Source organism: Paenibacillus sp. NPDC055715 (assembly GCF_053617595.1).
Window position 1 is genome coordinate 174,640 of record NZ_JBSHGA010000007.1, and the last position, 25,259, is coordinate 199,898.

The 25,259-nt window shown below is 42.7% G+C and carries 30 protein-coding genes, 1 tRNA gene and 5 pseudogenes; 14 read left to right on the forward strand and 22 right to left on the reverse strand.

From position 1 onward, the window contains the following. Window positions 1-42: 42 nt before the first annotated feature. Together ACWGOO_RS13985 and ACWGOO_RS13990 are read right to left on the reverse strand one after the other, a co-directional pair. Complete coding sequence (locus tag ACWGOO_RS13985) at window positions 43-1,167, reverse strand: NADH-dependent flavin oxidoreductase (RefSeq protein WP_452484308.1); 1,125 nt, start codon at window positions 1,165-1,167, stop codon at window positions 43-45. 195 nt (window positions 1,168-1,362) lie between these two features. Continuing rightward, window positions 1,363-1,497: pseudogene (locus ACWGOO_RS13990) on the reverse strand (bile acid:sodium symporter family protein); the annotation flags it as partial. Window positions 1,498-1,528: 31 nt separating this feature from the next. Between ACWGOO_RS13990 and ACWGOO_RS13995 the strand changes: the two are divergent. After that, window positions 1,529-1,714 carry a hypothetical protein gene (locus tag ACWGOO_RS13995; protein WP_452484310.1) on the forward strand — a complete coding sequence of 62 codons (186 nt, stop codon included), beginning with the start codon at window positions 1,529-1,531 and terminating at the stop codon, window positions 1,712-1,714. Between the two features lie 247 nt (window positions 1,715-1,961). On the opposite strand, the gene ACWGOO_RS14000 is transcribed toward ACWGOO_RS13995, so the two are convergent. The 6 genes from ACWGOO_RS14000 to ACWGOO_RS14025 all read right to left on the reverse strand — a co-directional run bounded on the left by ACWGOO_RS14000 (window position 1,962) and on the right by ACWGOO_RS14025 (window position 6,410). After that, a complete protein-coding gene (locus tag ACWGOO_RS14000; protein ID WP_452484312.1) occupies window positions 1,962-2,342 on the reverse strand; it encodes a RidA family protein in 381 nt (126 codons plus the stop codon). A 142-nt stretch (window positions 2,343-2,484) separates the two neighbouring features. Then, on the reverse strand, window positions 2,485-3,204 hold the full coding sequence (locus ACWGOO_RS14005; protein WP_452484313.1) for an oxidoreductase: 720 nt from the start codon (window positions 3,202-3,204) through the stop codon (window positions 2,485-2,487). A 49-nt stretch (window positions 3,205-3,253) separates the two neighbouring features. After that, window positions 3,254-4,699 carry an ATP-binding protein gene (locus ACWGOO_RS14010; protein ID WP_452484315.1) on the reverse strand — a complete coding sequence of 482 codons (1,446 nt, stop codon included), beginning with the start codon at window positions 4,697-4,699 and terminating at the stop codon, window positions 3,254-3,256. Window positions 4,700-4,770: 71 nt separating this feature from the next. Continuing rightward, a complete protein-coding gene (locus ACWGOO_RS14015) occupies window positions 4,771-4,986 on the reverse strand; it encodes a hypothetical protein (RefSeq protein ID WP_452484317.1) in 216 nt (71 codons plus the stop codon). Window positions 4,987-5,624: 638 nt separating this feature from the next. Then, window positions 5,625-5,933, reverse strand: coding sequence for a hypothetical protein (locus tag ACWGOO_RS14020; protein ID WP_452484319.1), 309 nt, complete (start codon window positions 5,931-5,933; stop codon window positions 5,625-5,627). A gap of 186 nt (window positions 5,934-6,119) precedes the next feature. After that, window positions 6,120-6,410, reverse strand: a complete 291-nt coding sequence (locus ACWGOO_RS14025) for a hypothetical protein (RefSeq protein ID WP_452484321.1) — start codon at window positions 6,408-6,410, stop codon at window positions 6,120-6,122. A 364-nt stretch (window positions 6,411-6,774) separates the two neighbouring features. Here ACWGOO_RS14025 and ACWGOO_RS14030 point away from each other — a divergent pair. Next, window positions 6,775-7,065 (forward strand): annotated as a pseudogene (locus tag ACWGOO_RS14030) (transcriptional regulator); the annotation flags it as partial. Here ACWGOO_RS14030 and ACWGOO_RS14035 read toward each other — a convergent pair. The 3 genes from ACWGOO_RS14035 to ACWGOO_RS14045 form a co-directional block, all read right to left on the reverse strand. Beyond that, window positions 7,054-7,200, reverse strand: coding sequence for a hypothetical protein (locus tag ACWGOO_RS14035; protein WP_452484323.1), 147 nt, complete (start codon window positions 7,198-7,200; stop codon window positions 7,054-7,056). The pseudogene ACWGOO_RS14030 and the gene ACWGOO_RS14035 overlap by 12 nt on opposite strands. After that, a complete protein-coding gene (locus ACWGOO_RS14040; protein ID WP_452484325.1) occupies window positions 7,193-7,801 on the reverse strand; it encodes a dienelactone hydrolase family protein in 609 nt (202 codons plus the stop codon). The genes ACWGOO_RS14035 and ACWGOO_RS14040 overlap by 8 nt, the downstream gene beginning before the upstream one ends. A 431-nt stretch (window positions 7,802-8,232) precedes the next feature. Next, entirely contained in the window at window positions 8,233-9,048 is an 816-nt protein-coding gene (locus ACWGOO_RS14045; RefSeq protein WP_452484326.1) for a DUF2935 domain-containing protein, read from the reverse strand. Between the two features lie 184 nt (window positions 9,049-9,232). Here ACWGOO_RS14045 and ACWGOO_RS14050 point away from each other — a divergent pair, with 184 nt between their 5' ends. The 5 genes and pseudogenes from ACWGOO_RS14050 (at window position 9,233) to ACWGOO_RS14070 (ending at window position 11,057) form a co-directional block, all read left to right on the forward strand. After that, window positions 9,233-9,796 (forward strand): acetylglutamate kinase, encoded by a 564-nt coding sequence (locus ACWGOO_RS14050; RefSeq protein ID WP_452484507.1) that lies wholly within the window; start codon window positions 9,233-9,235, stop codon window positions 9,794-9,796. Window positions 9,797-9,976: 180 nt separating this feature from the next. Further along, a complete protein-coding gene (locus ACWGOO_RS14055) occupies window positions 9,977-10,201 on the forward strand; it encodes a helix-turn-helix domain-containing protein (RefSeq protein WP_452484328.1) in 225 nt (74 codons plus the stop codon). Window positions 10,202-10,324: 123 nt separating this feature from the next. After that, window positions 10,325-10,459 (forward strand): annotated as a pseudogene (locus ACWGOO_RS14060) (SPRY domain-containing protein); the annotation flags it as partial. Between the two features lie 169 nt (window positions 10,460-10,628). Then, window positions 10,629-10,841 carry a hypothetical protein gene (locus ACWGOO_RS14065; protein WP_452484330.1) on the forward strand — a complete coding sequence of 71 codons (213 nt, stop codon included), beginning with the start codon at window positions 10,629-10,631 and terminating at the stop codon, window positions 10,839-10,841. Between the two features lie 30 nt (window positions 10,842-10,871). Continuing rightward, on the forward strand, window positions 10,872-11,057 hold the full coding sequence (locus ACWGOO_RS14070) for a hypothetical protein (protein ID WP_452484332.1): 186 nt from the start codon (window positions 10,872-10,874) through the stop codon (window positions 11,055-11,057). Window positions 11,058-11,179: 122 nt separating this feature from the next. Here the strand turns inward: ACWGOO_RS14070 and ACWGOO_RS14075 are convergent, their stop codons facing one another. Then, complete coding sequence (locus ACWGOO_RS14075) at window positions 11,180-12,598, reverse strand: helix-turn-helix domain-containing protein (protein ID WP_452484334.1); 1,419 nt, start codon at window positions 12,596-12,598, stop codon at window positions 11,180-11,182. 255 nt (window positions 12,599-12,853) lie between these two features. Here ACWGOO_RS14075 and ACWGOO_RS14080 point away from each other — a divergent pair, with 255 nt between their 5' ends. Further along, on the forward strand, window positions 12,854-13,354 hold the full coding sequence (locus tag ACWGOO_RS14080) for a hypothetical protein (protein ID WP_452484336.1): 501 nt from the start codon (window positions 12,854-12,856) through the stop codon (window positions 13,352-13,354). A 152-nt stretch (window positions 13,355-13,506) separates the two neighbouring features. Here ACWGOO_RS14080 and ACWGOO_RS14085 read toward each other — a convergent pair whose 3' ends face one another. Both ACWGOO_RS14085 and ACWGOO_RS14090 read right to left on the reverse strand, forming a co-directional pair. Continuing rightward, window positions 13,507-14,334, reverse strand: a complete 828-nt coding sequence (locus ACWGOO_RS14085) for a discoidin domain-containing protein (protein ID WP_452484337.1) — start codon at window positions 14,332-14,334, stop codon at window positions 13,507-13,509. Between the two features lie 169 nt (window positions 14,335-14,503). After that, window positions 14,504-14,932 (reverse strand): NucA/NucB deoxyribonuclease domain-containing protein, encoded by a 429-nt coding sequence (locus ACWGOO_RS14090; protein WP_452484339.1) that lies wholly within the window; start codon window positions 14,930-14,932, stop codon window positions 14,504-14,506. A gap of 241 nt (window positions 14,933-15,173) precedes the next feature. Here ACWGOO_RS14090 and ACWGOO_RS14095 point away from each other — a divergent pair, with 241 nt between their 5' ends. Together ACWGOO_RS14095 and ACWGOO_RS14100 are read left to right on the forward strand one after the other, a co-directional pair. Beyond that, window positions 15,174-15,986, forward strand: coding sequence for a discoidin domain-containing protein (locus ACWGOO_RS14095; protein WP_452484341.1), 813 nt, complete (start codon window positions 15,174-15,176; stop codon window positions 15,984-15,986). A gap of 111 nt (window positions 15,987-16,097) precedes the next feature. Further along, a pseudogene (locus ACWGOO_RS14100) lies at window positions 16,098-16,958 on the forward strand (transposase); the annotation flags it as partial. Here ACWGOO_RS14100 and ACWGOO_RS14105 read toward each other — a convergent pair. Continuing rightward, on the reverse strand, window positions 16,959-17,588 hold the full coding sequence (locus tag ACWGOO_RS14105) for a DUF4367 domain-containing protein (protein WP_452484343.1): 630 nt from the start codon (window positions 17,586-17,588) through the stop codon (window positions 16,959-16,961). Window positions 17,589-18,160: 572 nt separating this feature from the next. Between ACWGOO_RS14105 and ACWGOO_RS14110 the strand changes: the two genes are divergently transcribed. Together ACWGOO_RS14110 and ACWGOO_RS14115 are read left to right on the forward strand one after the other, a co-directional pair. Further along, a protein-coding gene (locus ACWGOO_RS14110) for an IS5 family transposase (protein WP_452484345.1) occupies window positions 18,161-18,933 on the forward strand; the annotation gives its coding sequence in 2 pieces (ribosomal slippage) (window positions 18,161-18,491 and window positions 18,491-18,933; 774 coding nt in all). 157 nt (window positions 18,934-19,090) lie between these two features. Then, a pseudogene (locus tag ACWGOO_RS14115) lies at window positions 19,091-19,348 on the forward strand (hypothetical protein); the annotation flags it as partial. Between the two features lie 78 nt (window positions 19,349-19,426). Here ACWGOO_RS14115 and ACWGOO_RS14120 read toward each other — a convergent pair. Continuing rightward, complete coding sequence (locus ACWGOO_RS14120) at window positions 19,427-19,717, reverse strand: hypothetical protein (protein WP_452484347.1); 291 nt, start codon at window positions 19,715-19,717, stop codon at window positions 19,427-19,429. Window positions 19,718-19,925: 208 nt separating this feature from the next. Here ACWGOO_RS14120 and ACWGOO_RS14125 point away from each other — a divergent pair, with 208 nt between their 5' ends. Continuing rightward, window positions 19,926-20,198 (forward strand): hypothetical protein, encoded by a 273-nt coding sequence (locus tag ACWGOO_RS14125; RefSeq protein WP_452484349.1) that lies wholly within the window; start codon window positions 19,926-19,928, stop codon window positions 20,196-20,198. A gap of 26 nt (window positions 20,199-20,224) precedes the next feature. Here the strand turns inward: ACWGOO_RS14125 and ACWGOO_RS14130 are convergent, their stop codons facing one another. The 4 genes from ACWGOO_RS14130 to ACWGOO_RS14145 all read right to left on the reverse strand — a co-directional run bounded on the left by ACWGOO_RS14130 (window position 20,225) and on the right by ACWGOO_RS14145 (window position 23,565). Further along, window positions 20,225-20,920: a hypothetical protein gene (locus ACWGOO_RS14130; RefSeq protein ID WP_452484351.1), complete on the reverse strand. Its 696-nt coding sequence runs from the start codon at window positions 20,918-20,920 to the stop codon at window positions 20,225-20,227. Window positions 20,921-21,534: 614 nt separating this feature from the next. After that, a complete protein-coding gene (locus tag ACWGOO_RS14135) occupies window positions 21,535-22,203 on the reverse strand; it encodes a hypothetical protein (protein WP_452484353.1) in 669 nt (222 codons plus the stop codon). Window positions 22,204-22,507: 304 nt separating this feature from the next. After that, window positions 22,508-22,663, reverse strand: coding sequence for a transposase (locus tag ACWGOO_RS14140; protein WP_452484508.1), 156 nt, complete (start codon window positions 22,661-22,663; stop codon window positions 22,508-22,510). A gap of 629 nt (window positions 22,664-23,292) precedes the next feature. Beyond that, the gene (locus ACWGOO_RS14145) at window positions 23,293-23,565 is read right to left on the reverse strand and encodes a hypothetical protein (RefSeq protein WP_452484355.1); all 273 of its coding nucleotides are present in this window, start codon (window positions 23,563-23,565) and stop codon (window positions 23,293-23,295) included. Between the two features lie 417 nt (window positions 23,566-23,982). On the opposite strand from ACWGOO_RS14145, the gene ACWGOO_RS14150 reads away from it, so the two are divergent. Then, window positions 23,983-24,189 (forward strand): hypothetical protein, encoded by a 207-nt coding sequence (locus tag ACWGOO_RS14150; RefSeq protein ID WP_452484357.1) that lies wholly within the window; start codon window positions 23,983-23,985, stop codon window positions 24,187-24,189. A gap of 446 nt (window positions 24,190-24,635) precedes the next feature. Here the strand turns inward: ACWGOO_RS14150 and ACWGOO_RS14155 are convergent, their stop codons facing one another. Together ACWGOO_RS14155 and ACWGOO_RS14160 are read right to left on the reverse strand one after the other, a co-directional pair. Next, window positions 24,636-24,968 (reverse strand): hypothetical protein, encoded by a 333-nt coding sequence (locus tag ACWGOO_RS14155; RefSeq protein WP_452484358.1) that lies wholly within the window; start codon window positions 24,966-24,968, stop codon window positions 24,636-24,638. A 183-nt stretch (window positions 24,969-25,151) separates the two neighbouring features. Beyond that, window positions 25,152-25,223, reverse strand: a tRNA-Thr gene (locus ACWGOO_RS14160). Window positions 25,224-25,259 lie beyond the last annotated feature (36 nt).

A 25,259-nucleotide genomic window follows, 5' to 3' on the forward strand; every position in this document is an offset into this window, starting at 1 on the left:
ATGGAAGCAACCCAGGGTATCCTCATTCATTTCATTCGGGATTTAGTCCGTAACAGGCAACCAGTCAGGAATCGTCGTTAGCGCCCCCCACATGTAGTCAGGGATAACCAGCTCTTGTTGAGCTTGCTTGGACAATGTCGTGCGGATCGTATCTTCAGTGCCGTGCTGCACCTTCTGAACCCATTGCGGTTCCATCAAAAGCGGACGTCCCAGTGAAACCAGCGGTACACCTGTCTCCAGTGCGCCGAGAGCTTCGTCAGGCGTATTCAGCGAGCCGACGCCCATGACAGGCACACGGTCGCCCACCTTTTCATGAATGATAACGGTACGAGATTGTTCTGCACTACGATCACGAATGGACCCGCCGAAGAAATGATTGACGGAAATGTGCAGGTAATCCAAACCTTGATCTGCCAAGCGGTCTACGAGCACCAGCGTATCGTCCAATGTAATGCCCGGCGTATGTCCTTCCTCGGGAGACAAACGATATCCGAAAATGAACGGCTGCTTTGCATGCTCTGCGATCACTTTCTTCACTTCATGAACAACTGCCAGCGGGAAGGTCAAGCGTTTCTCAAGACTGCCTCCCCACTCATCGGTACGAAGATTGGAATGTGGGGAGAAGAACTGCTGCACCAGATATCCATTCGCTCCGTGAAGCTCCACACCGTCATAGCCCGCTTCAATCGCGCGGCGAGTCGCTTCGCCATAGGCACGGATAACGCGGTGAATATCGTCGGTAGTCATTTCACGCGGTACAGGTGCACCTTCTTTTTCCGCAGCCACCGCGCTTGCGCTGATCGGCTGTCCGTTCGGTATCTGATCCGGTGGGCACAAACGACCGCCATGAAAAATTTGCAGAATCGCTTTTGCGCCCTCCTGATGAATCGTGTCAGCTAGACGGCGCAGACTCGGAATCATTTCATCCTTGTCCGCACCAAACTCATTTACAAAGCCTTTACCATCTGGAGTCACGTACACGCAAGCGGTAATGACCGCACCTACACCGCCGGAACGCTCACGGTAGTAAGCCAACTCCTGGTCACTGACTTCACCATTTTCATGAGACGCACAGTTAGTCAGCGGTGCCATCGTAATACGGTTCTTCAACGTAACGCCGGATGGCAGGGTAAAAGCATCAAATAACGGTTTATATTTCGGGTTCATTCGTTCTCTCTCCTTCAGTTAAAGTCAGATCAGATGGGGCTGTAGACCATGAAGCCGGATACGAATTGGAGTAACTTAACATGATGAAGCCTGTCTGCTATGCTTACTTTAATTACTTACTTTTATATATCAATCATAATAACCACAGTATAATGAACAGCCTCTATAATGTCAATTCGAACCTTTCTGACTTTCCCCGAGCAGGAACCCGATACCATTATGCAAAATGACTACCGCAAAAATAATCGGACCGGATTCCGAAATCTTGCCCTTGCTGCCTGCAACCACTATGGCCACGATCAGTACAATCGCCAGCATCCAAAGTAATGGATGCTCCCAGCGCCAAAACCCTCGGGGAAATGTGGTTCGTCAAGCTGCCGTTCAGTCTGAACCTTGGCTGGGTATCCGTCACTACCATCATCAACATCACGGTGGCACTGGAAAAGAACGAGTGGAGCGGCTTGGGGCTCAGCGATACTACATGGGCGTTCATCATCCTGTTCATTGGCACCGTGCTTGCCCTCATGGTCAGATTTCCATATTGTGACAGCATGATCCACTTGTGTTCGCGTGGGCTTATGTCGCCATCGCCATCGAGCATTCGAACAATGAAAACGTGCGGTTGGCTGCATTCATTCTAGCCGTAATCATTCTGGTGTACTCTCTATGGTTGTTCTTTGCCCGTAACCGGGACCGAGACTAGAGGAATAACAGCACACATACTGCGCGCATAAAAAGAACTTCCATTTCCACATCAAGTGTGGATTTTGGAAGTTCTTTTGTATTCCTTCAGCCTATTCGCCTTTCAAGGCGATAACTTCAATCTCCACCAGTGCATCCTTCGGCAGACGAGCTACCTCCACCGCACTACGAGCCGGATACGGTTGTTCGAAGAAAGAGCTGTATACTTCATTTACGCTGACGAAGTCGTTCATATCTTTCAGGAATACGGTCGCTTTCACGACTTGGTTCAGGCTGCTTCCAGCCGCTTCCAGAATAGCTTGTACGTTGCTTAAGGACAGACGAGCCTGCTCCTGTACATCCTTACCGAACTCACCTGTTGCCGAATTCAGTCCAAGCTGTCCTGAGGCGTAAATAAAACCGCCCGCCTCTACAGCTTGGCTATAGGGTCCGATAGCGCCAGGCGCTTTTTCAGTAGCAATTGTTTTTTTCATATGAGTTGAATTCTCCTTCCTGATATTGGTTCCCTGTATTATAACATGGGAAGTCCAAAGCCACTATTCCGCATGAATGGATTACAGCATAAGGCGTTATTTTAATTTTATAATAATTCCCATATAAGCAAATATACCCTTTTTACACATTTTTATCGGTACCCGTTTCTGTGCCAGGTTCATCCTCACCGGGTGTCAGCTCAGCTCCGATGACCCGAATGATATCATTCGGATAAATATGTACGCCGCTCGCATGCGCGAGAGCAATTCGTACCATAGCCCGCGCGATCACCGAAGCCGGGATGGCGCGATAGGAAGCCAGTTTGCCCGTCATCACGCCATCCAGTGCCTTCATGACGACAGCAGCAGCGGCTTCGCCAAAACGACGTTCCGGCCTCGTGCCTAAAATCAGCGACGGACGGAACAAATGCAACGCAGGCAATCCAATAGCGGCAAGCGCCTCCTCAGCTTCTCCCTTCGTACGGTTGTAAAACACGCGCGAATCCGGGTTCGCTCCCATCGAGGAGATGGCGAGCATCTGCACCGCACCGGCCTCTTTGCCCAACCGGGCGGTCAGAACCGGATAGTCCAGATCCACCTGACGAAACTGCTCCTTGGAGCCAGCCTTTTTCATCGTCGTCCCGAGGCAGCAAAAAACATCATCAACCCTCTCGAAGGCGGATGCCGCTTCCTGCGGCTGCTCCCAGTCGATGAGTGCCTGCTCCAGCTTGGGATGCTTGATTTCCAGCGGACGTCTGCCCACAACCATGACACGGCTGTATTCCTTTTGCACCAGCAGCTCCCGTACAACATAATCCCCGACAAGCCCCGTTGCACCCACAACGACCGCTTTACGCTCCACGATAGACCTCCTTTATGCCTGTAGCCTACTTACTTCTGAACTTGTGTTATTAGGCTAATTGAAACGGCTGTTCGCCTGCCTCCTTGCTTTCAAACGGACACATGGACAGATACAGAGAAAAGGTGCTTCCCTTGCCCTCCTCACTCTCCAAACGTATAAAACCGCCCAACATGCGGGATAAATCACGGCTGATCGACAGTCCCAGCCCGGTTCCTCCATATTTGCGGTTAATGGAACCGTTCGCCTGCTGAAATGCCTCAAAAATAACATGCTGCTGAAGCTTGGAAATACCGATGCCCGTATCTTTTACCGTAAATACAACCCAGTCTCCCTCCTGCCCCTTTCGTTCCAGATGCTGTGTGCTGATCTCCAGTAATACATGTCCTTCATGAGTGAACTTAAAGGCGTTAGACAACAGGTTGCGCAAAATTTGCTGCATACGTTTGGGATCGGACCGAATTTCATCAGGTATATCGCCATGCTCCTTCAAGCTGAATTCAAGCTTCTTGTCCTTGGCAGTGACTTCAAAATGCATCATCATCACTTGCGCAATCTCGCGCACGCTGACCGGCTCACTTATGATTTCCATCCGTCCAGCCTCGACTTTGGACAAGTCCAGAATATCATTGATCAACTGGAGCAAATCGTGCCCCGAGGCATAGATCAGCTCGCTGTACTGGTAAAGCTCGTCCTCATCCAGCTCTTTTCCCTGCTCGTTGATGATCTGCGCCAGATTAATAATACTATTAAGTGGTGTACGCAGTTCATGCGACATCGTTGCCATAAAATCGGATTTATATTGGGAAGCCACCATTAACTGCTTAGCCCGTTCTTCCAAAATGATTTTCGTCTTCTGTAACTCATCACGCTGCTCTGATAATAGCTGATTCGCCTGTTTAATCTGATAATTACGCATCTGCTCCATCTGAAAATCACGTAAAATCAGCGCAAATAAAAAGCTGAGTACAATGCCGATAGGCAAAGTGAGAGGAACAACTTCCGCCACATAATAGCGCCATGGAATGACGCCCAGAAAGGCAATATTCAGCGTATTTACGATATTAACCGCTAAAATAGTCACCGATGCCTTAATAATCAGACGGCAAGTAGAACGGCGCATCCAGTAGTTCAATCCAGCGCACAGCACGCCCAGAATGCTCATATTCAGAAAGCCGGCCCACGCCGCCATATTCACACCGAAGGTAAATCTTGTAAGCCCAATCGCTACCCCGATAATAATAAGTGTATAGGAGCGGGGATACACCAACGCCGCGATAATCAACGGCACAAAGCGCAGGTCAAAGATAACCGTCTCGCTAAAGTTAAAACCGAAGCAAGAGCTAACCCATCCACCAAATACCACCAACAGTACCGAGCTGATATATTTAAATCGCGAAGAAGTACGACTCAACCCATATTTATAAATCACGTTCGCCACATAGGCAACGGCAATCAGCATCCCCGAATTCATTAGAAACATCATTGAAAATTGCATGGACTCACACTCCCATAGCGCGAAAAATTGGATGCCAAGCCTATGCTGACCGCTTTTGCTTTTTTCGTATATCATAACATGAAGCTTCCGCTTTCGACATGCCAAAAGATGCGTTCGGCAAAGTAAGGGGCCCTGGCATATGCAGACACCACCTGGCGGAGAATACTTTCTCCCATGACCGGATGCAAGCCTTCATTCAACTTCGCAAATTCATCAGAGTACAATTCTCTAGCCTTACCTTGCATTTTTTCCTGTCTATCATCAAAAAAACCAAAAATGCCTTGCATTTTAGAATCGTTCTTGCTATACTATTAAAGTATGTATTAAACCCCATAGGATTCCGCGCAACAAGCTATTACTCCTAATCACCGCATGGAGCTTCTCCAAATTTTATGTATAACCCTAATGTAGAATTTTGAGCTTTTGCCGAAGATTTTCACATTCACACTGGCGCGGTCATCGGAGCCGCAAGGACGAAAGAGAGGTAGGGCTTTTGTCGTTTGGAAAATGAGCAGTGGAATCGGACTGCCCCTTATGAACATGCTGACCATATTATGCAAGGCAGCAGGGGTTGAATATATATTATGCCCGTCGAACCATGAAGTTCGAGCAGGCCGTGCAGTTCACGCAAGCTGCACCCATCCTCCGGATGATCCCCGGGGGATTTTTAATGTACATATGTATCGATTAAGCACCGTCAAGAGCATCAATGAACAAAAAATGACCCCGCCAATATATCGGCAGGGCCTATAGCTTGATCAAAAAGGGGTTAATAGGGTCATTATAGTCCCCCTTTCTTAAAACTAAATGATATGCACCTTAAAAACTGATTAATTTTCCAGCTATGTGTTCTATTATCGCTTGTCCAGCACCATTCCGCCTACTCCGTTTTCCATGTACATTTCTTTAGTTCGGCTTATATACCCTAATCATTCGTCCAGTATTCCGTGCCGCCCTGCGGCGTGGTTGGTGTAGTTGATCGCCCTGTTTCCAGGCGTGTGCCCCTTTCCACCGAAGGCCGCTCCCACCCTTCCAGCAAAACTACATGCTGAGTACTGGATTTATTTTCCCATGTCATATAACGCTCCTGTTCCATATGCCGCAAAGCGGCTGTAATCTCGCTGTCTCTCTTCCCCGTTTTGACGGTCAATTCCGTCATCGTCGGCATATGGCGATGCTGGGCAAAATAGTTATACAAAATCCGTAACAGCTTTCGTTCCAAATCAGGCAACATCGTCTTTCCCTCCACTATAAAGAACAGATGAAATTTCTATGGATCGTCATCATCGTCGTGCTGGTTGTTGTGTTGTTCATGAGAAGGCGCAGATAAGCGGAGACATCCCGCTTTGTTGAAAAAAGATACAAAAAGGGCTTTCGGCAAATGACCGAAAACCCTTGTTCATCTGAGGTTAAAGCTAAATTAAGCCTTATTCTTCTTGCTATATTTAATGAATGCAATCACAATCGCCACGGCATATAGTATTCCACTGACTACCCAAGTGGTTAAAAATGCCATGCCCAAACCGACATTAGCCCCCATCGTCGGGTGCTGCATCGCGGTGAGTAACGAGCCCTGCATCATAAATATTGTACAAAATAAAACAACGGGCGCCAGAATAATTATGCTTGCTGTCTTACGGCTGCCTGAGACCGCAATTACGCTCAGAGCAGCAATCACCAAAATCACCCAATATATAATCGCTTCCCACATCAAAGTGCTCACCGTCCGATCCTTTTTCTATTCATTCGAAAATGTCCCTTCTATTGTAACAGACGTCACACAGTGAACCAAGCCATAATTTGAAATGAAAATTGGGCAGCAGTCACATCCATTTTTCCGCTTCCTACGGTAAACCGCGCAGGACACAGAGCCTGGAGGATTCCAAGCAAAAAGGTGGAGGCGTTGGCCCCCACCTGAACTTACATCATCCTGTTCGAATGCTCTGTCACACTTGGCTTAACAAGCCAACGACTCTGCTCACTTAACTACTGCTGGCTGACCGCGATCGCCTGCTCCAATTAAGTCATTCAAACGGCTTCTCTCATTCAAAAAAGATGACATTTCGGATAAGCGGGACGGGTTCTCTGTTACCGAAAAAGGGAGGGCGTTCTTTGCAGACTTCCAGATTGACCTTCAAGCAACGAAAAAAAAGCGCCGCTCCTTCTCACATAAATGCATGGATGGGAGTGAACGACGCCACCATCTGGCCGGAGCCTTGGGGAATGCTCTTTTGGACAGATTATTCGAATTAAACTGGATTCAACGTCTCCCCAAAACCCGAGCGATCCGAATTACAACAGACGGTGAAAGAGGTTTTAAAGAGGTGTTTTCGATAGAGATCGGGAAGGATAATTCAGAACTGTAGTCCTTTATTTATCGTATATCCGTTTACGTTGTTCTTCCACAAGCTGAGCCAGTTCAGGAGTAGCATATCCAGCAAAATAGAAGGCTTTAGATTGGATATGATAGGCAAGGTTTCTCGTTGATTCGTATCACTCATGGACGCGCCCCCTTCTATCGAAAAAATCTACCATTTCGCTAAATGATTTTTGGGCTGAATGTACGTTATATCGGGGAGAATACGGGTCACTGAATCCATGTTGTCCGTTAAATTTATGTACCCTGATATTACTGTTATCTAAAGCTATAATTAGCTCATCCACATTAAATGATGGTTCTTCCTGTGGGAAAAATAGCAATGTTGGACATTGTGGGGTTATTTCTAAATAATTTCTAATACGTGAGCCATAATATCCTACAATTCCATCAATATATTTTTCTTCACTACACAGCCAGGCAATCGTTGCCCCTACGCTAAATCCGACGATAAATACCCTTTTATAGCGATCTCGAATACTTGATAATAAACTTTTAATTTGATATGAAGCGTGGGTGAAGCCTACATTTTCCATAAAATTTCTGTAGGCAGTTTCCTCTTGCGAATAGTCAAAAGGTGTTTCTCTTCCTAGTAAATTTGGACAAATGACGTCATAACCCTGATCCGATAATAGTCTACAAATATTTTGTATATGCTGATTAATCCCATAAATCTCATGCAGTACAACGATTACGGTGTCCGACTTTTTATCTATGCTTATCATGTTGCACCCCTAACCAGGTTAGAATATTGGAAAACAAGTGATTCGAATACGCATATTTATACTTAACTGCCACTTCAGATGATGAGCTCTTCGAGCATTTCGTAAGTATTACTCATCGCCATGCAGCCTCCTTTCATTAGAATTATTATATCTAATTCGATAATTGGGGTATATATTCTTTTGGATAGAATCCCCCTTATTAAAACACAGAAATAAAAAAGAAACGCTTTTCAGCGTCCCTATATTACAACAACCGTAATTTTAAAACTTTTATAGTCAGTTGGCTATACGTTTCAAAAAAAAGAAATGTTCCGCTTGGTTTTGAACACGATAATCATAAGGTAAGTAGCTAACCTATGCACTCAAAAGGCCCAGTTGTTAAATGCCGACCTCTCATAACGTTTTAATTATTTATGATACACCAGAGCATATCAGTGCATGATTTCTTTCTTGTTCACCTTAACACCGGATAAAGATTGATCAAACATATCCAGAATAAAAAGGAACCTCTCAGCTTCACGAAATACATGATCGGCTAATAAAGGATGGATAATGCTCTTTATTCGGCATTCGTCGATTAAATCACGCGCTGTTTTCTTAAAATCACGCAAGGACTTAACGGAGACACGGTTTTCATCAACAAATTGACTTAGGAGTGGAACGGTTTGTGACTGTGGCCGCATATGACTTAAATCAATCGCTTGAAACATCAGCGTATCGAAATCATTACTAAACTCCCTAGCTTGTTCAACCAGTTTACGTTCGGATGGATCTAGCAAATGGCCTATAAATTTTGCGTGATCGGCCATGATTTTTAAGAAAAATACATTTTCATCGATAATTGCGTCGGGTAATGGTTCGAGCTTTCCTGAATTGAGTTCCTCTAAACGGTTTCTGAAATAATTCGCTTCCCGGCTTATATGATCTACCAGTAAAGGGAAATTGGTTTGTCCGGGAAGCTTGCATTGCAATATAAGGCCCAATACCATTCTCTTAAACGCCCAAATATGAGTCGCCGCATTCCGGACCTCCGTATTAAACTCTTTGATTGTGTGAGGGTCTGTATTGATGTTAAAACCGTGTGATCTTCTCTCAATATCCTCAAAAATAGCGTAAAACTGATGCGCTTCTGTAATGAGTTGAGTATCTTCAGCTCTAAAACCTAACCCCAGAAAAAATGAATGCTCCTTCATGATCCTGGACCAAAATCGTATCTCATCTAATGATCGTGCAACGAATGCATCCAATCATATCCCTCCTCTATGTGAGCAAAAAGCACTTACTTATTCATATGGAATATGCCTTGTCATTATGTATATCGAATCCCAAGCCTAATACCAATCTAATCCCGAGGTTGTTTTAGAAGTTCTGCTAGAAGATGACTTTCTTTATGGACATTCACCCAACAATATGAGTTCGAATAATCATCTAATGACCAAAAATCCTCAATGTGTAAACAAGGCGAAGGTTGAATTGAAAAGCTTCATGCGTATGCTGTGGGAACAACATATAGCCTGGACCAGGATGACCATCCTTAGCTTGGTCTTTCATTTACCTGATGTGAACGTGGTTACCGCCCGGCTTCTTCAAAATGCAACAGATATGGGGAATTCACTTCGGCCTTTGTATGGTGATCATGTAGCTCAAACATACGGTAGCTTAATTAGAGAACATTTAGTCCTTGCTGCGGATCTTGTTAAAGCAGCCATAGCAGGAGATCAAAATCTAGTTGCAGCAACAGAGAAAAAGTGGTATTCCAACGCCGATGAAATTATCGAATTTTTAAGCCGTATCAATCCCTATCTACCTAAAGAAGACTTTAGGAAAATGTTCTACGAACACTTAGCTTTAACCAAGTCAGAGGCTGTCTCCATGATCGCCAAGGATTATAAAACAAGTGTTCAGATATATGATAAAATCGAGGCGGAAGCGTTAGAGATGGCGGATATGATCACTGATGCAATCGCTAAACAATTCCCTGGAGTATTTATGTAATTGCACTTTTCAACAAAAAAGTGTGGCCTCCAAAAAGCTTGGGAGTCACGCTTTACCCATGCCTCCACCTTTTGGCGTTGTGTTTTAGTTACACTTAGAATCAACACATCAACATAAGCTACAACTAAGCAAGAATTAAGGGGAAGGAACGTTCTTTTATATGTAAAAAAATACATAATTGTGGTCAAGCTTGGAAAGATTCTGGAGTCAAAAGGAATGACGCAAGGGACTTTATCTCAGTTAACAGGATTACGACCAAGTACCATTAGCGAAATTGTCCGTGGCTCTCGTAGTGTTTTGAATAAAGACGATCTGGCAAAGATTATTGAGGTACTTGAAATGACATATATAGAAGAAATTATTGTAATTGATTACATATTGAATGCCAAAGAATCTACTGAATAATCCAGAAGGGACCGGAGTTGCTGAGGGTCCTTTTTACGTTGGGACAGAGTTTCTATTGGTGCAGAGTGATATATTATCGAAAAGGACTTTTTGTCGCTAGTCGAATAAACTTCAAGCTGAACTAAATGCTTAAATTCCTTCATCGCTTGGTATGACGCTAAAGATGCTGGCAGAGGTGCTTCATTCTTTGCCATTGACAAGCACAATAATAAAGGACCTTTCAGTAACCGTAAGGATTATGTTATTTTCAACAAAATAAATATTAAGAAGGACTTCATATCAGCCACATGCTTGATATACAGGACAATGCACTTTTCTAGACCTAAGGATTACAAACTAATTGTGACCGCTCATTTTAAACAAATTTGTACAAATAAGTGGGGATATAATAGATAGCTGTCTTGCTCCAAAGCCAACAGATGTTATTTTGGCACAACGGGAAGCAACAGAGGCTGCGTGTGACGTTCGGGTCTACATGCCTGTAGTTCGGGAAGCCATGGAAAGTAAGGCCGTTAAAAAGACACTGACTGTCCCGAAGTGGCTTAATGATCAAGCTGAACTGCAACACCTTAATTTCTCTCAGGTGCTACAGGAAGGTTTGAAACGCAGTCTCGGAATTGATCCTATAGAAAAGAGGTAACACAAGGTAATCATAATGGGGAGCCTGTTCATGAATAGTCATGATGCATTTGAAAGCCTGCTTAAATCCATTGTAGATCTGTACCGTAAGCATGGGATAATGACCATAGACCTGTCCCACGACAGCGGGATAAGCGTGTTGAGAGGATATTTAGCAGACGCGCATAGCTTAGGATTGCATCAAGGGGCTGGCATTGCTAAAGATGCGCGCAAATAAAAACAATCTCCGCCGACCAGTTAAGGTTAGCGGGGATTGTTGTTTACATTGTCCCAATTGTTTCCTGAGGTTGAATAACCTTATGACTATTCGACACAGGCATAGCTAAGATAAACAAAAAGCTAGTTGCGACGATCAGAAGAACCATTTTTCTCAACATTGTTTATCCACACCCTCTCATTGAAATTGAAAAACTCTGTTTTGATTTCAGGAACCGCATGCACTTGAAAGTGAGCAAATAACCCTATACATTTTATAAAATATGTCTCATTATTTAGTGTATTCGCTTTTAGCAAAGAATTCATCAAATACTTAAAGCCATCATTATACATCCCTCGATACAAATAATAATATGCTAGTTCGTAACTAAAACGTTCGGATCGCTCTGACAACACCTGTTGAGCACACATGTCAGCAGATGGTCGCTGTTGAGCAAAAGAATCAATCTCCGTTTCAAACCGCTGTAGTATATCATCCACATCTATCTGGTATTGATTAGCCGCAATCATAACGTTCATCAACTTAGCAACCATTTCCTTTTCCGACTTTTCAGGTGAAGTACAAATATACTCCACGTAATCAGGGAGCACGCTTAAATCGCCAGATAAAAGCTTGTATACGTAAGTATTACCCTGCGCCCAATGTTGATACAGTTTGATCCAATGCCGCGTATCTTCATCCGTCTCTTTGACCCAATTCAGATCAGCATAGGCATATGTATATTGTAGAGCTTGTTGATAATCGCCTTGGGCTTCACAGACACTTGCACACAACAAATCGGCATAGGTGATATACGCAAACATGGGACGACTTAGCTTCTTTTTAGACTCGTCACACTCTCGCTTCTTCTGTTGATGTTTCATTGAATATTGAACTTTCGCTTTCTCCTTCATTTTTCTCGCCATTTCCTCTACCTTGTCCCATAGATGCAAAGACCTATACACGTTAGCCAAATCCTTCAATGCGTCAAGCTGATCTATTTCGTCCAGACGTTCGACAAAATCCTCAAATTTTGTAGCTGCATTGAGATTTTGGCGTTGATCGTCTCCAACCTGAATAGTGAATATACGATATTGACAGACTGCCAAGCGTTCAGAGTGCTGGTATTTGTCACTTTCAGCCACATTTTCATAAAGGTAAGCCGCTGCCTCTTGATAACCATGTTTGAAACAATTTTCGGCTAGTTCAAAGAGTAAGGGGGGATAGATTAGTTTATCTAACAACAGGCTCACTACTTTTTGCAAGCAATCCAGCCGATTAAACTGCACACATCGGTACAAAAGGGGGCCGATTCTTCGCCAGTCGAGGGGTTCATCTATAATGCACTCTTCAATATAGCACTCATAAAAATGATCCGGTGGTACCTCCATTCCTAGCGTAATTAGATCCAATTGATTCATGGAAATGGGCTTATTCCCCGTCACAATACCACTGACGGTGCCCGGATTCAATCCTGAGATATGTCCAAACTTGGTCATACTCAATCCTTTCCGTCTCAGATATTTTTCCAATTCTGCTCTTATCGTAGGTGTATGCTTCATGTCATAGCCACCTCTCACATAAAAATTACAAAATTTTTATATTATTGCATTCTATTGTTGTCCAACATTTAACATCTGTCAACAACTTTTGTAACTTTTTGCGAGGTATTCGCTTCTGGTATTTACTTGAGCTAGGCTACATTACAAAAAAAATCTTATCAATTGTAATATCATGACTTCTTTTGTCGAAAATATATAAAAAGTGGAATCTTTTAGTGTACTGAGGTGGTAGTATAATATAAGGAGGAATAATCCATGAAGAAGAACAAATTAATTACAACAGCTTTATCTTTGAGTTTGTTAGGAGCTATTGCCGTACCAAGTGCAATTTTTGCGGATTCAAATGTAACTGATTCTGCAAGTACATCCACTAATGCGGCCCAAGATGCTGTTACAACAACTACTGGTGACCATGTAATAACTCCGCAAAGAGCAAGAGATGTTTTTGATGACTCGTTCAACAGTAAGAATCCAGTATCACGCTTTGTATTAGATCGAGGATATGGGCATCTTAAAATTTCTGCGAAAAACACAGGTGATTCAACCATTACGTTTAGCCTGGTGCATACAGATAGTGGAAAACAGTATATTGTTAAGACTATTGGCGCTCATAGTAATTTGACCTGGGATAGCAGAAATTCTTTTTCACAAGGGCTGCGCTCAGGAAATTATGAAATTCAATGGAGAGCTGGCGGCGACATTGTGCATGGCTCAGCGTATGGTGTGTCAGGTCAATACCCAAGCGATATTGACTGATAAGCTAACAAAAAAAGAAACTCCAGACCGATGAAGGCTTGGAGTTTCTTTTTTTGTTTCTTAGGGTTCACGTTGTATTTTGAGGAAATCTTAATCATTTCAAATAACAAAAAATCCCCGCCGACCAATTAAGGTTAGCAGAGCTTTTCAATTTATTTAGAGTATTCACTTACTTCAAACGTTAGGATACGATCATATAGCATATAGTCCTTACGGCTGCTGAATGGACCTTTATTATTATCGTGTTTATTTATGGCATATGAAGCCGATCCAGAACCGGACTGCTTGCCTTCGTACCATGAGATAAAGTCGTTGACTTCTTTCATGCTCAGGTCGAATTCTTTCTCCAAACCGGTTGTCATGGTAACTACCAGAATTGCACGATTTCCGCTTGGAACCGGTTCATTTGGCCCTGGATTAGGAGTGGATCCTCCTGAGTTAGGAGTGGTGGAGCTAGATACTTTAGACATCATCTCTAATTCGCCAAAAGATATATACTGACTTCCATTGTTTGCTGTAATATTAATTCTATAGTCCTTGTATGAATTAGAATTAGAAAAAGTGAATTTTTTGGGAGTGCTATCTACCCATCCAGTGATATTTGACTGAGTGTCTAGCACATTCCAAGTAACCCCATCATTTGAGCCTTCGAAAGTCCAATCTTTAGGGGATCGGTCAGTAGCCGTTGTCTGTGGATATATAACATATTGTTCAATAACTTCAGGTTTAGGGAAGTCATATCTTAACCATGCGGTATTTTCATCTGATCCCCACGCGCTTGAGATAGTAGCAAAATCTCCGTCAAAAGATCTATATGCGTATGAATATTCATTGCTTGCACTTGCCACTCCAGATGGCAAAGTGTTAGATGTCATATGTGGAACTAGATTTTCTGAATACTCTGCTTCGGCTGCAAAGACATTCGATAAGGGAAGAGATAAAAGAACTAAGAATAAAATTGTTATACATGCTTTCTTCATTAAATAATCCTCCATATGTTTGATAGAACTAAGAATAATTTAATTAAGGAGTGGTGTCTAAACATAAACTTGATAATTTATAAATATAATCCATATATTTGTATATTTATTTTTTATTGGGTATTAAAAAGGACTCATGCCAGCTTCTATACTGGTCGAGTCCTTATCTTTATTTCACGATAAACTCTACTCGGGTCCCATCTTTATATTCATCCAGCTTGTGACTCACCCATGATCCTGCCCCTCTATTATCTTTAGGGCTTATGTATCGAATATCAGCACCCGCGCCACCTTCAGCGCACATTGCCATTGGCCATTCATCGCGGTCATATCCTTTTTTAGTTGGATAGCCCTTCAAAGACTCCTTTCTGTTTTCCTCTGCCCCATCTCGGTCAATCGTACAGATCGCTGAATGACCGGCTGCAATGGCATCCCTAATGTGTGCTCCAGTTTCAGGGTATCGTGAACTTGGGAACTCCAGAGTATACCCAGTTACTGCTTGTTGACTTATTGCTGCAGGTTCAGCATAGATGCCTTGCACAGAAAAAATAGCTGCCAACAAAAATACGATTAATCCTCTCGCGATTCCTTTTATCATATGACACCTCCATAGTATTTAAATCTTCTCAATACTATATTGGGAGACATGTCGAAGTATCGCATACGTTGTCACATAATAAAAAAGAATCATACCAGTTTTCTGACAGAGCTCATTACTCCAGAAATTAAAAACCATATTAAAACTTTATTTTGAATATATAGACATAAATGTTCAGACGAGGATTTCTTTTTTTATATATTATTATTGTTGAATTTATAACCAAAGAGGAGTGCTAAATATGAAAAAGGTATTGGTCAAAATTTTGCTTTCACTAAGCATAGGTCTTGCAGCTCTATCAACTTCAAATACTCACGCCGCAGGTTTAGAATCGATAAATCTTGTGCCAAAAATGACAAGTAATACAGCACCTAGTGGTGAGGCTTTTGCAAGTTCAAGTATTGGTGGACAAGCATATATGCTTTTTGATCAAGTTAATACTAGTTATGATTATGATTGGGCAACCACTGATCAACTTCCAGCCTATGTAGGATATGACTTTAAGGAGAACGCGGTAGTTACAAAATATACTTTAAATCCTACTGATTCAGATATATTTGTAAACGGAATACCTAAAACTTGGACTTTTCAAGGTTGGGATGGCACTCAATGGATAGATTTAGACAAACAGCAAGATCAAATAAACTGGAAAAGAGGAGAAATTAGAGCTTTTGCTATCATAAATAGCAAAAGCTACTCAAAATATCGTTTATATATAACAGCAGATAATGGCAGAACTGGTGGGTATACTTGTATTGGTGAACTGCAGTTATTCGGTTATAAAGAACCAATAACTCCAGATATACCCGAAATGGGGAATCGTGCAATACTTACAGTAACCATGATTACTGGTATTGAGAAAGAATTCGATCTTTCAATGGATGAAGTAATAGCATTTATCAACTGGTATGATGCTAAGGATGCTGGTTCTGGGCCATCCAAGTATGCCATTGATAAGCACAATAACAATAAAGGACCATTCAGCAGCCGTAAGGACTATGTAATATTCAATAAAATCCTTACGTTTGAAGTAAATGAATATTCAACTAAATAATAAATCAACAAAGGACTCCATACTGGTTACATACCAGGAGTCTGTAAAATAGATTGTGTAAACTCCCAAAACCATTACATATGGTAATCAAAGAAAGATTGGGGAGAACACATGGGACTTTGGACGAAACAGCAACTGAGAGCGTTCATCCAAGAGAATAAGCTGGTGACGGCTCAAGATGCACAGGAGGCTTTAAAAGAGTTATTTGCTGAAACTTTGCAAGAGATGTTGGAGGCCGAGCTGGATACCCATCTGGGCTATGAGAAACATGAAGTCCCAGCCAAAACGACACGCAACAGCTTTAACGAAAAAAGCAAGAAAACGGTGGTGAGTGAATACGGCGAACAGGAGATCAGCGTCCCTCGGGACAGGTTGGGTGAATTTGAGCCGCTGGTCGTGAAGAAACATCCATCCAATGTCACCGGCATCGAAGACCCGATCGTTGCGCTCGATGCTAAAGGAGTCAGCACACGGGAGATTCAAGATTATGTACAGCAGCTCTACGGGATTGAGGTTTCGCCTACGCTCATTTCCAATGTAACGAACCAGATCGTACCGCTCATTCAAGAGTGGCAAAATCGACCGCTGCAAGGTGTGTATGCGGTCGTATGAGTTGAAAAACCGAGGCGTTCAAGATATTCTCACGTGTGTGGATAATCTAACGGGCTTCTCTCAAGCGATTACGGCTTGTTCTCCCCAGACGGAAATTCAGAAGTGCATCATTCATCCAATCCGCAATTCGACCCGTTATGTCTCGTACAAAGATCTGAAAAAGGTCACCGCAGATCTTAAACCCATCTACAGAGCCGCAACCGAAGAAGCCTGAGGCACGAAATATCCACTCCTGGTTCAATCGTGGCGCAAGAATTGGGATGAGCTGGCAACCTTTTTCAAGTTCCACCGGAGCTTCGCAAGCTCATTTATACCACGAACATCATCGAGAGTTACCATCACCAGCTTCGAAAAGTCACGTTACTCTTGAATTTTCTTTGCAATTTCCATCAATTCGTCAAGAGTGGAATTAAAAGCAGAAACAGTATAAAAGTGACCTTTTGTAATCAGATGAACAACTTTTCTCTCTTTACCATCTACATAAGCAGCGGTATGACCATTAATTTTAGTCAACTCAACTTTCTCCAATTTATAAGTGTCTTTCAAGCTCTTAATAGTAGCCTGTTCATCCATTTGGGATTCAGTTTGAATGACCATAACCTCAGCGCCATCATTTCCGCGATATGATTGTCTGATAGTCAGCCCATATTCGCCTTTTATAGCGGTTGTATTTAATGGTTGCAAGTTATGGGCTTCAGCCGCCGCTGTTTTAAGCGAGGCGCCCTGCGCTAGATTAGGAATATGAATATCTTCTGCTGGTACATCAGATATGTTTATGAGTCCTTCGACATCATAAGAGCTCTCAACTACTGTCTCTGCCGGTGTTTCCGACGGAGCTTGTGCTGATGAAGTATCAAGCGCCTCTGCTTTCGCCTTAACCGGAACCTGTGATGGAGCTTCCGATTCGGCAGCATATGAATTATATACAAATGCACCACTACCTATTACGAGTGCGCCACCCAATACTACAGCAACTAATTGTTTTTTCATCCAAACCCCTCCTAAATTAATATACTGTACCCTCAGTAACGGTTCTATTATTCCTCTTGTACAAAACAGCATAAGTCATGCCACTACCACTATCTCTTGTCCCATAGAAAACGTAATATCTTGAACTATAAGGAGTAGATAACCCCGATTTCACACCGCTACCAAAACTTCCATCAACCCTTCCTACGGTTCCCTGTTCTCCATACGCCCATAAATTGGCTTGCAGAGCTCTAACATATCCCCCGCTGTCACCTTGGCGCAAAGTAGGAAAACCGCTAAAATCACTGGCGGCACTTGCTATACTTGCAAGCCCGAGACTACCTACTAACGCCACAGATGCAACAGCTAGAGACATTACAGACGATTTTTAGCTTCATTTAACTCCTTGTTCTGATTAAGTAGATCAATCCTCTTCTTTCCAAGACAAGAGTGAACTTTATTAATCAGGCTGATTATGTAAGACTACTATCTATGTACTTTTGACTAGGGCGTGTCTGAAAACTAGATATTGCTTCAAAAGCGTAACCGTAGCATAATTTTACAAGAATGAAATTATAGGAGATTATAAAAGGATGCTACGACGTCACGAAATTAAGGACCAGGACTGGGAACGAATACAACATCTATTGCCACCCGAAAACACAGGAGAAGGCAGACCCTCGAAGCTCAATCGAGTGATGCTAAATGGAATGCTTTGGAAAGTAAAGACAGGCGCACCTTGGCGCGATTTACCTGAACGTTTCGGTCCTTGGAAAACGGTGTATTCCCGATTCCGTTTGTGGAGCAAAGACGACCTATTTCAAAAGGTATTTGAGTCCTTAGCTGGCGATGCGGACTTGCAGGATGTCTCTTTGGACAGCACCTCCTGTAAAGTTCATCAGCATGCAGCGGGGGCTAAAAAGGGGCTGAAAATGCCGGAACCAACCAGGGAATCGGACTTTCCCGAGGGGGGCGCAATACCAAAATCCACGCCGTAGTGGACGCGCTGGGTAATCCCGTTCGTCTGTTTTTGACGCCTGGAAACATCCATGACTGTACGGTAGCCATTACAGTCCTCGCTGGCGTAACGTGGTCTGGAAGCGTTGTTTTAGCCGATAAAGCCTACGGAACCCAGCACATTCGAACCTATATTGAATCCCAAGATGCTACATTTTGCATCCCGCCCAAGTCCAACACGACAGATCCTTGGGCCTGTGATTTTTACCATTATAAAGAACGCCATGTTGTGGAATGTTTTTTCAACAGACTCAAACAATTTCGTGGGATCGCAACACGCTATGACAAGCTTTCCCGAAACTTTTTGAGCTTTGCCTTTCTGGCTTCTGTGATGATTTTGTTGAAATAGCTCCATTAAGATTAGTTTTCAGACACGCCCTAATGGAACAGTATATTATTTTCAGGTTATAGCTATTATTAACGGAGCTGAGATGGTTACCTCTAACGAAGTAGCTGTTACACCAAACGAACTTCAAACCACTGAGCCGACAACTCCTGAAAATCCTTCAACAGGAGAGCCAAGTAGCCCGAGCGAACCTGGTACAACAAATCCTGGTGAACCATCAACTGGTGAGCCTACTAATCCTCAATCACCATCAGGCAACCGTGCAATTCTGGTAGTCACTATGACAACGGGGTTAGAGAAGGAATTTGACCTAAGCATGAAAGAGGTCAATGACTACAAAGGTCCATTCAGCAGTCGTAAGGACTATATGCTGTATGATCGTATCCTAACGTTTGAAGTAAGTGAATACTCTAAATAAAATGAAATCCCGGCTAACCTTAATTGGTCAGTCGGGATTTTTTTACTTTAGTAAAATGAAATATATAGGGCTAGGATATTATTTTTTACAACGTACTGTTTGTACTCCTCCCGGAGCTCCTGTCATAAGTGAACTAGCATTCACAATAGTTGATCCAGCAATACAGTTGCCTCCTACTTGCATCGGAAACACAATTGTAACAGATTCTTCGCCTGAAGGAAGAAATGTGGTGGTATGGATAAAGACACGAGTACCTGCTGGTATTGTGTATCCATTAGTTAACGGAATTTGGTTCGGAATAGGGTAAAACTGACCGATGATATTGCTGAATGGCGCTCTGTGAAGATCATTTGAGTAATTTCTTTTCATTAAGCATCCTCTTTCCATTTTTTATTTAACACATTAATTTTTATATGCTCAGATAGTTGTCTATGTCACAAATGAACATTCTAACTTTATAAAATAAAACGCCCAATTTCATAAAAAGGAGCAGAAAGGTATTAATCCCCCTGCTCCTTTTTATGTTTTGAATACAGAACGCCTGTTTGCATATAATTAATTCAGAGGAGTGATCATCATGCTACCAGACATCGAACGTAAGCTGCTACGGATACTCTACAACTACTCTGCCGGAAGAAGGCGACTACCGACAATGAAGGAACTAGAGATAAAAACAGGGAGGCGCACAGAGGACATAAAGGCGGGTCTGCTTGCTTTAGAACAAGATAACTATATTACGTGGGCGGATAAGTCCACACTTCGGGATATCGTTATTATAGAGGGCTGGGACAGAGATCGAAAGATCGTCATGCCGCCAGGAGACGGAGAAAGGTATTTTCGAGAATATTAAAACCCCGGATTGCTCCGGGGCTTCTTTTATTCGAGACCAAATTGTGCTTTTGCTTGTAGTTTGTTGCCTTGGAATGTGAAGTTGGCATTGGCTCCAAGCCCGCCTTCACCTTTATATGACATGCCATTCTTGATCTTGTTATATTTAGCTTTGGTGATGAATCCCGAACTTTGGGAGTCTGAAACTGTGCGGCCCTCTATTTTCCCGTTATAAAGTTTCCAGTTAGATTCACCCTTAACGCCACGCGAACCGAGTTCACCACTGAATGACACAATATCCCCTTGATTCAGACCATTTAGTTCTGAACGATCAGAAACCTTTACGATGATTACATTCCCAAGCTTTTTCATTCCTGCGCTGATTTCTGACCATGATTCACCGTTGTAATCTGCTGGCTTACCATAAACGTAAAGGCTGCTTGATCCTGCTTCAATGACCACACCTGACCATTTCACAACTTGATTTCTTACACTGTCGAATGTTTCTCCCTGCTTGGAAACTGGCATTGCAAAGAGAGTAGATGAAAACTTTTCAAAAGGAAGCGATGTGTCAATTAATGGCTTTTTAGCATCAGTCTGTTCCTTTTGCGCAGTAGTAACTTCTTTCTCTTTAACAGGCGTAGTAGCTACTGGTTTGGAATTAGTTTCGGTTGGTTTCTGTGTGTCTGCGACTGATATTCCAATAATAAATATTATGAAAGTAGCTAAATAGAGCACGTTCAAAAAACAACTATTATAAATTAAATAGCTGTTTTTTACATTTGTCTGTATTATCTTACATTATAAGTTTTTTTATTGTAATTTTTCAACAAAAATTTCGGGCAATCCTACCCATCTATCATGAGGCACGCTGCGGAATTGAACCGCGCAAGGGTTCTGACCAGACTGTTCATGTTTCCGCTGGTTAACTGGTGCCTTGCCGCCTGCGCGTGCCATGTAAAATGTGGGCGGGGGCCACTCTCCCCCTGCATACACACTTTGTTACTTACTCCCTTTGTTTGCGTAATGGGATTATCCAAGTCTCTCTTTCGCCATCACATTCAAAGACTACAGGAGCTCTGCTGCGAGTTGTTTGAACACCAACGGAGTTGGGATGAGTTGGCCGTCCTTACTCAAAAATGCAAAGCGTGGTTTTGTAGACATGGTTCATGTCCTCCTAATATGGTTTATTGAAAAATCAAAAAGGCCGGCACATTGGCCGACCTGATCACCGTGGCTAGAAAGCTGCGGTGTGTTCCTTATTTGATTTTCCATGATACAAATTTACCATATCAAAAGTCCAGTAGCAGGTCATAAAGCGATCAAATTCCGTTCAAAAAAAGGGCATGATTTTGATTCTAACTAATGGATATATACATAATTGCTTTATCACTAGGATCTATAGATACTCTCATTGATTTACACACACTTGCAAAACATCTCACTGCAAAATAATCCTTAAATGCTTCACCTAAATACCATTGATGCGGTAGTAAAATTAATTCCTCCGCCTCTCTTATAAAAGTTTTGTTTAAAAATGTCCACAGCTCAATAATTGAATTTTCAAATGACCTCTGGATCAACTCAATATTAACTTTGTATTCTTTCTTTTCCGAATAATTAATACACACAGGTTTATTTCTGTACAAACTGTAAGCTATTTGATTTATTTCACCAGCATCGATCAATTTTTTAATAAAACTTTTGGAGATCCCCCTTACTTTACTTAATATAATTTGAGCATGCTCCTTATACTCAACAATTTTACACTCTTCAAAATGCGACCCGATCTCTTGTAATACTTGCTCTTTAGTATCGTCATCAAAAACTGGAATATGTAAAACGGCATTTGAATCGCCTGTTTCAAATGGCAAAAGGAAAAATTGAGCCAATACGGATAGTTTTTCTTCTATACTCTCATTTGTTTTAATCTTTTTTATGCTAGGTCTATCAAGAATAGTAGTTTTGTTTCTAATTTCGATAGTTACTTCTTCCTGATTATTCAAAATCTCTTCAAATAGTTCCATCTTCATTCCTCCTTTATATATCATCATAACAAATACTTAGTACTAAGAAAAAAAAGCACTCTTCGCTCTATTGGATGGGTAGACCACAGTAGAATCGTTTCATAGATTAGCTTCACTCTAAAAGATTCTATTACAATCTTGTATAAAAAGGGAGGGGGGAAACACAGTTCTCGCTCCTCCGTGCCACAAGAGATGGCATACGCATTTGTTCGCTACCATGTAGACCATCGTAATGAGATTAGCCGCGGGTTCGTCGTTTGGAGGCCTGTACCCGACCGTTAATCCCTTCCAGCAGACCCATTGGTCATGCGGCTGTGGAACCAGCGAAGAATCCCGTCTTCAGGTGACTGTCTTTCAAGGTTTGGAACTCTTTTTTCTGCTCGGCGGTTAGCTTATTTTCATTTTTTAGCCATAGATATCTCGTTCGCTTTAACTGTGGGGCTTCCTTTTGCTCCGCTATTCATACTCGACATGTGTTAATTTCCAAGGCGCTTCAAGAGCTAACGCTGTCTTAAACATACCCATGATTAGATAATCTTCACTATGTAATGAGCCCCACATCTTCACATCCCACCCTACGATTATTTTTATAGAGTAGCATTCACTATTTCTCTATGAACAGACATCAGCCATGTGATTTAGCGAAGAAGCAATAATAAGCTGTACCATGATTCAAACTAGCGTAGGAACACCCCTTGGCCCTCGTAATCTAATGAGACACTACTACCATATTTTAAGAACATCCTGGCTTTCCGCGGATTCGTTTTCATGATCTACGACACACCCATGCAACGCTCCTCCTCAAAGCTGGTATTCATCCCAAAATCACAAAAAAGCGCGGCTTCCAAAAAGCTTGGAAACCGCGCTGTGCTTGAGTTTCATAGAATGCTGGTGAAGGGAATTGAACCCCCGGCCTACGCATTACGAGTGCGTTCCGGTAAATTGCCCGTAAGTGCCCATACGCTCCCATAGCTTGTAACAATTTAACTTTATTTACCATAAGGTTCCTTAAATATTTATAAATAATCCGAAGCCGTTAGAAGTTTTGTTAGAAGAAAATAATTGAGGCAACAAGACGAGACAGATGCCTTAATGCTCTCTAAAGTACCCTTCTCCGTCTCCTGCGAGCATGATGATCTTTTGATTGCGATCCCCTCCCTCTATGATTACGATATGCCGCGTATCACTCTTGTTATCCCACACAATATAGTTGTCTTGCTCCAAAGCCAACAGACCCGCCTTAATGTCCGTTACACTCCTACCTGTCTTTATCTCCAGTTTCCGCATGGTCGATAGTCTGCGTCGACCAGCGGAGAAATTGTATAGTATCCGCAGTAATTTTCGTTCGATATCAGGTAACATGTCGATCACTCCTCTGTAACTATTATATGCAAACATACGTTCGTTATACAATATAAAAAAAATGCTCCACCAGCAGTTTAATTGCCAGTGGAGCTAGTATTTTCTTTTGCATTTAAGGACTTCAAGTTACTCACTCATGTAGAGTGCAACACTGAGGTGTGTATAACTCGCCTGCGTTTACTTACTTTGCAGTAGGGTAATCTTTAACACCTAGTCTTTCCTTAAGCGCGTGCTGTAGAACCTGCTGTCAAAGTATCAAATGCCGATTATGAGATACAATCCCCCATAGTGCTCCATTAATCGCTTAATCGCTCACTATTTCCGCCCTTTTTTAGGTAGCCCAATTCACTTAGGTCAAGTGTCACTAATCATGTATAGGCATAAGATACAGCATGATAAGACGAAAGGAGAAAATCAATGAAACCAGAAAACTATGGTGTTCAAGGAGCTCAGCAAAGGGATCCCCAACCCTATTCTTACGGCCATGAACATGCACATCATCCCCATTATCATCCCTATAGTTCCTCTCAAGGTATTCACCACATCCATCATCACCATCATCATCACCATCATCACCATCATCACATGACGAGAGAGCAAGGCAGTCCTCAACAACAATATTAAAAAAGGATAACAAAAATTTAAGGCGAGATGAGATACGCCCGGGTTAGCGTTGTATTGCTGCAGCCGTGCGTGTCACTCTCGCCTGATTTCCACGTTATCAATATACCATGGGAAAATCATCTAAGCCTCTCCATCATCAGCAGCGTCTGGGCCTTCTCCGTATAATTCCGCACACGCTTTTGAATCGGGCCGCATAAACACACAGTCATCTCCAGTCACTTTACAAATGAAGCGGTTAGTTTCGGGATCATAGCCCCCGGATGCCTTACATGCCACAAAATACACGCTCCTCTAAATGTTTAATCAGCCTGTCTTACAGAATTTTATAGCCTCCGAAACTAACCGCTGTGCATAGTCCACATTTGGCGGCTCCTGATAGAGAATAAGTCGCGCTATCGCCGCATTGACGTTCGCCAATTTTCATCCCTCCAAAGGGGCCGAAGCTCCTATAATCGTTCTGACATTTTATGGATCAGGCCCTTTACGGCCCCTTTGTATTTAGATTGTTCGTCCGGATCCGTGATCTCCCCCAAGGAGCCCAGCAAATCACCGAAAGACTTAACCAAAGCGTCGAAGTGGACAGTGAACTTAGCAGCAGCTTTGCTCTGAGCCTGCATTGCCACAGTAGCACGCAGAGAAGCAAGCTCCTGTTCGATGGACTCCGGCACTCTCTCCACGAATTCCTTCGCTAGCTTCTTTTTAAGCTCGGCTTCCAGCTCCTTGATCCGGGCGCTGTGAGCAATGACTTCAAGATTCGACTGACGAAGCTGTTCTTGCACCTTTTCCGCTGCTTCTGCATCCCCAGCAGTCTGAGCGTCCTTGGATGGTTATATGGTCCTTGGCCTTGGTTTCCAACTTCACTAAACTAAAGGTTAGAAAAATGGTAGAAGATTGTCCAAAATTACAAAAAAGCGCGGCTTCCAAAAAGCTTGGAAACCGCGCTGTGCTTGAGTTTCATAGAATGCTGGTGAAGGGAATTGAACCCCCGGCCTACGCATTACGAGTGCGTTGCTCTACCCCTGAGCTACACCAGCGGGTCAGTAAAGACAACAAAAACTATTGTACTCTTC

Coding starts and splice junctions, on each gene's coding strand:
- ACWGOO_RS13985 (WP_452484308.1), bottom strand. CDS start 1,167: ATGAACCCGAAATATAAACCGTTATTTGATGCTTTTACCCTGCCATCC.
- ACWGOO_RS14000 (WP_452484312.1), bottom strand. CDS start 2,342: ATGAAAAAAACAATTGCTACTGAAAAAGCGCCTGGCGCTATCGGACCC.
- ACWGOO_RS14010 (WP_452484315.1), bottom strand. CDS start 4,699: ATGCAATTTTCAATGATGTTTCTAATGAATTCGGGGATGCTGATTGCC.
- ACWGOO_RS14015 (WP_452484317.1), bottom strand. CDS start 4,986: ATGCAAGGCATTTTTGGTTTTTTTGATGATAGACAGGAAAAAATGCAA.
- ACWGOO_RS14020 (WP_452484319.1), bottom strand. CDS start 5,933: ATGTTGCCTGATTTGGAACGAAAGCTGTTACGGATTTTGTATAACTAT.
- ACWGOO_RS14025 (WP_452484321.1), bottom strand. CDS start 6,410: ATGTGGGAAGCGATTATATATTGGGTGATTTTGGTGATTGCTGCTCTG.
- ACWGOO_RS14035 (WP_452484323.1), bottom strand. CDS start 7,200: ATGAGTGATACGAATCAACGAGAAACCTTGCCTATCATATCCAATCTA.
- ACWGOO_RS14040 (WP_452484325.1), bottom strand. CDS start 7,801: ATGATAAGCATAGATAAAAAGTCGGACACCGTAATCGTTGTACTGCAT.
- ACWGOO_RS14050 (WP_452484507.1), top strand. CDS start 9,233: ATGACCAAAAATCCTCAATGTGTAAACAAGGCGAAGGTTGAATTGAAA.
- ACWGOO_RS14070 (WP_452484332.1), top strand. CDS start 10,872: ATGAATAGTCATGATGCATTTGAAAGCCTGCTTAAATCCATTGTAGAT.
- ACWGOO_RS14075 (WP_452484334.1), bottom strand. CDS start 12,598: ATGAAGCATACACCTACGATAAGAGCAGAATTGGAAAAATATCTGAGA.
- ACWGOO_RS14080 (WP_452484336.1), top strand. CDS start 12,854: ATGAAGAAGAACAAATTAATTACAACAGCTTTATCTTTGAGTTTGTTA.
- ACWGOO_RS14085 (WP_452484337.1), bottom strand. CDS start 14,334: ATGAAGAAAGCATGTATAACAATTTTATTCTTAGTTCTTTTATCTCTT.
- ACWGOO_RS14090 (WP_452484339.1), bottom strand. CDS start 14,932: ATGATAAAAGGAATCGCGAGAGGATTAATCGTATTTTTGTTGGCAGCT.
- ACWGOO_RS14095 (WP_452484341.1), top strand. CDS start 15,174: ATGAAAAAGGTATTGGTCAAAATTTTGCTTTCACTAAGCATAGGTCTT.
- ACWGOO_RS14105 (WP_452484343.1), bottom strand. CDS start 17,588: ATGAAAAAACAATTAGTTGCTGTAGTATTGGGTGGCGCACTCGTAATA.
- ACWGOO_RS14120 (WP_452484347.1), bottom strand. CDS start 19,717: ATGAAAAGAAATTACTCAAATGATCTTCACAGAGCGCCATTCAGCAAT.
- ACWGOO_RS14125 (WP_452484349.1), top strand. CDS start 19,926: ATGCTACCAGACATCGAACGTAAGCTGCTACGGATACTCTACAACTAC.
- ACWGOO_RS14135 (WP_452484353.1), bottom strand. CDS start 22,203: ATGGAACTATTTGAAGAGATTTTGAATAATCAGGAAGAAGTAACTATC.
- ACWGOO_RS14145 (WP_452484355.1), bottom strand. CDS start 23,565: ATGTTACCTGATATCGAACGAAAATTACTGCGGATACTATACAATTTC.
- ACWGOO_RS14150 (WP_452484357.1), top strand. CDS start 23,983: ATGAAACCAGAAAACTATGGTGTTCAAGGAGCTCAGCAAAGGGATCCC.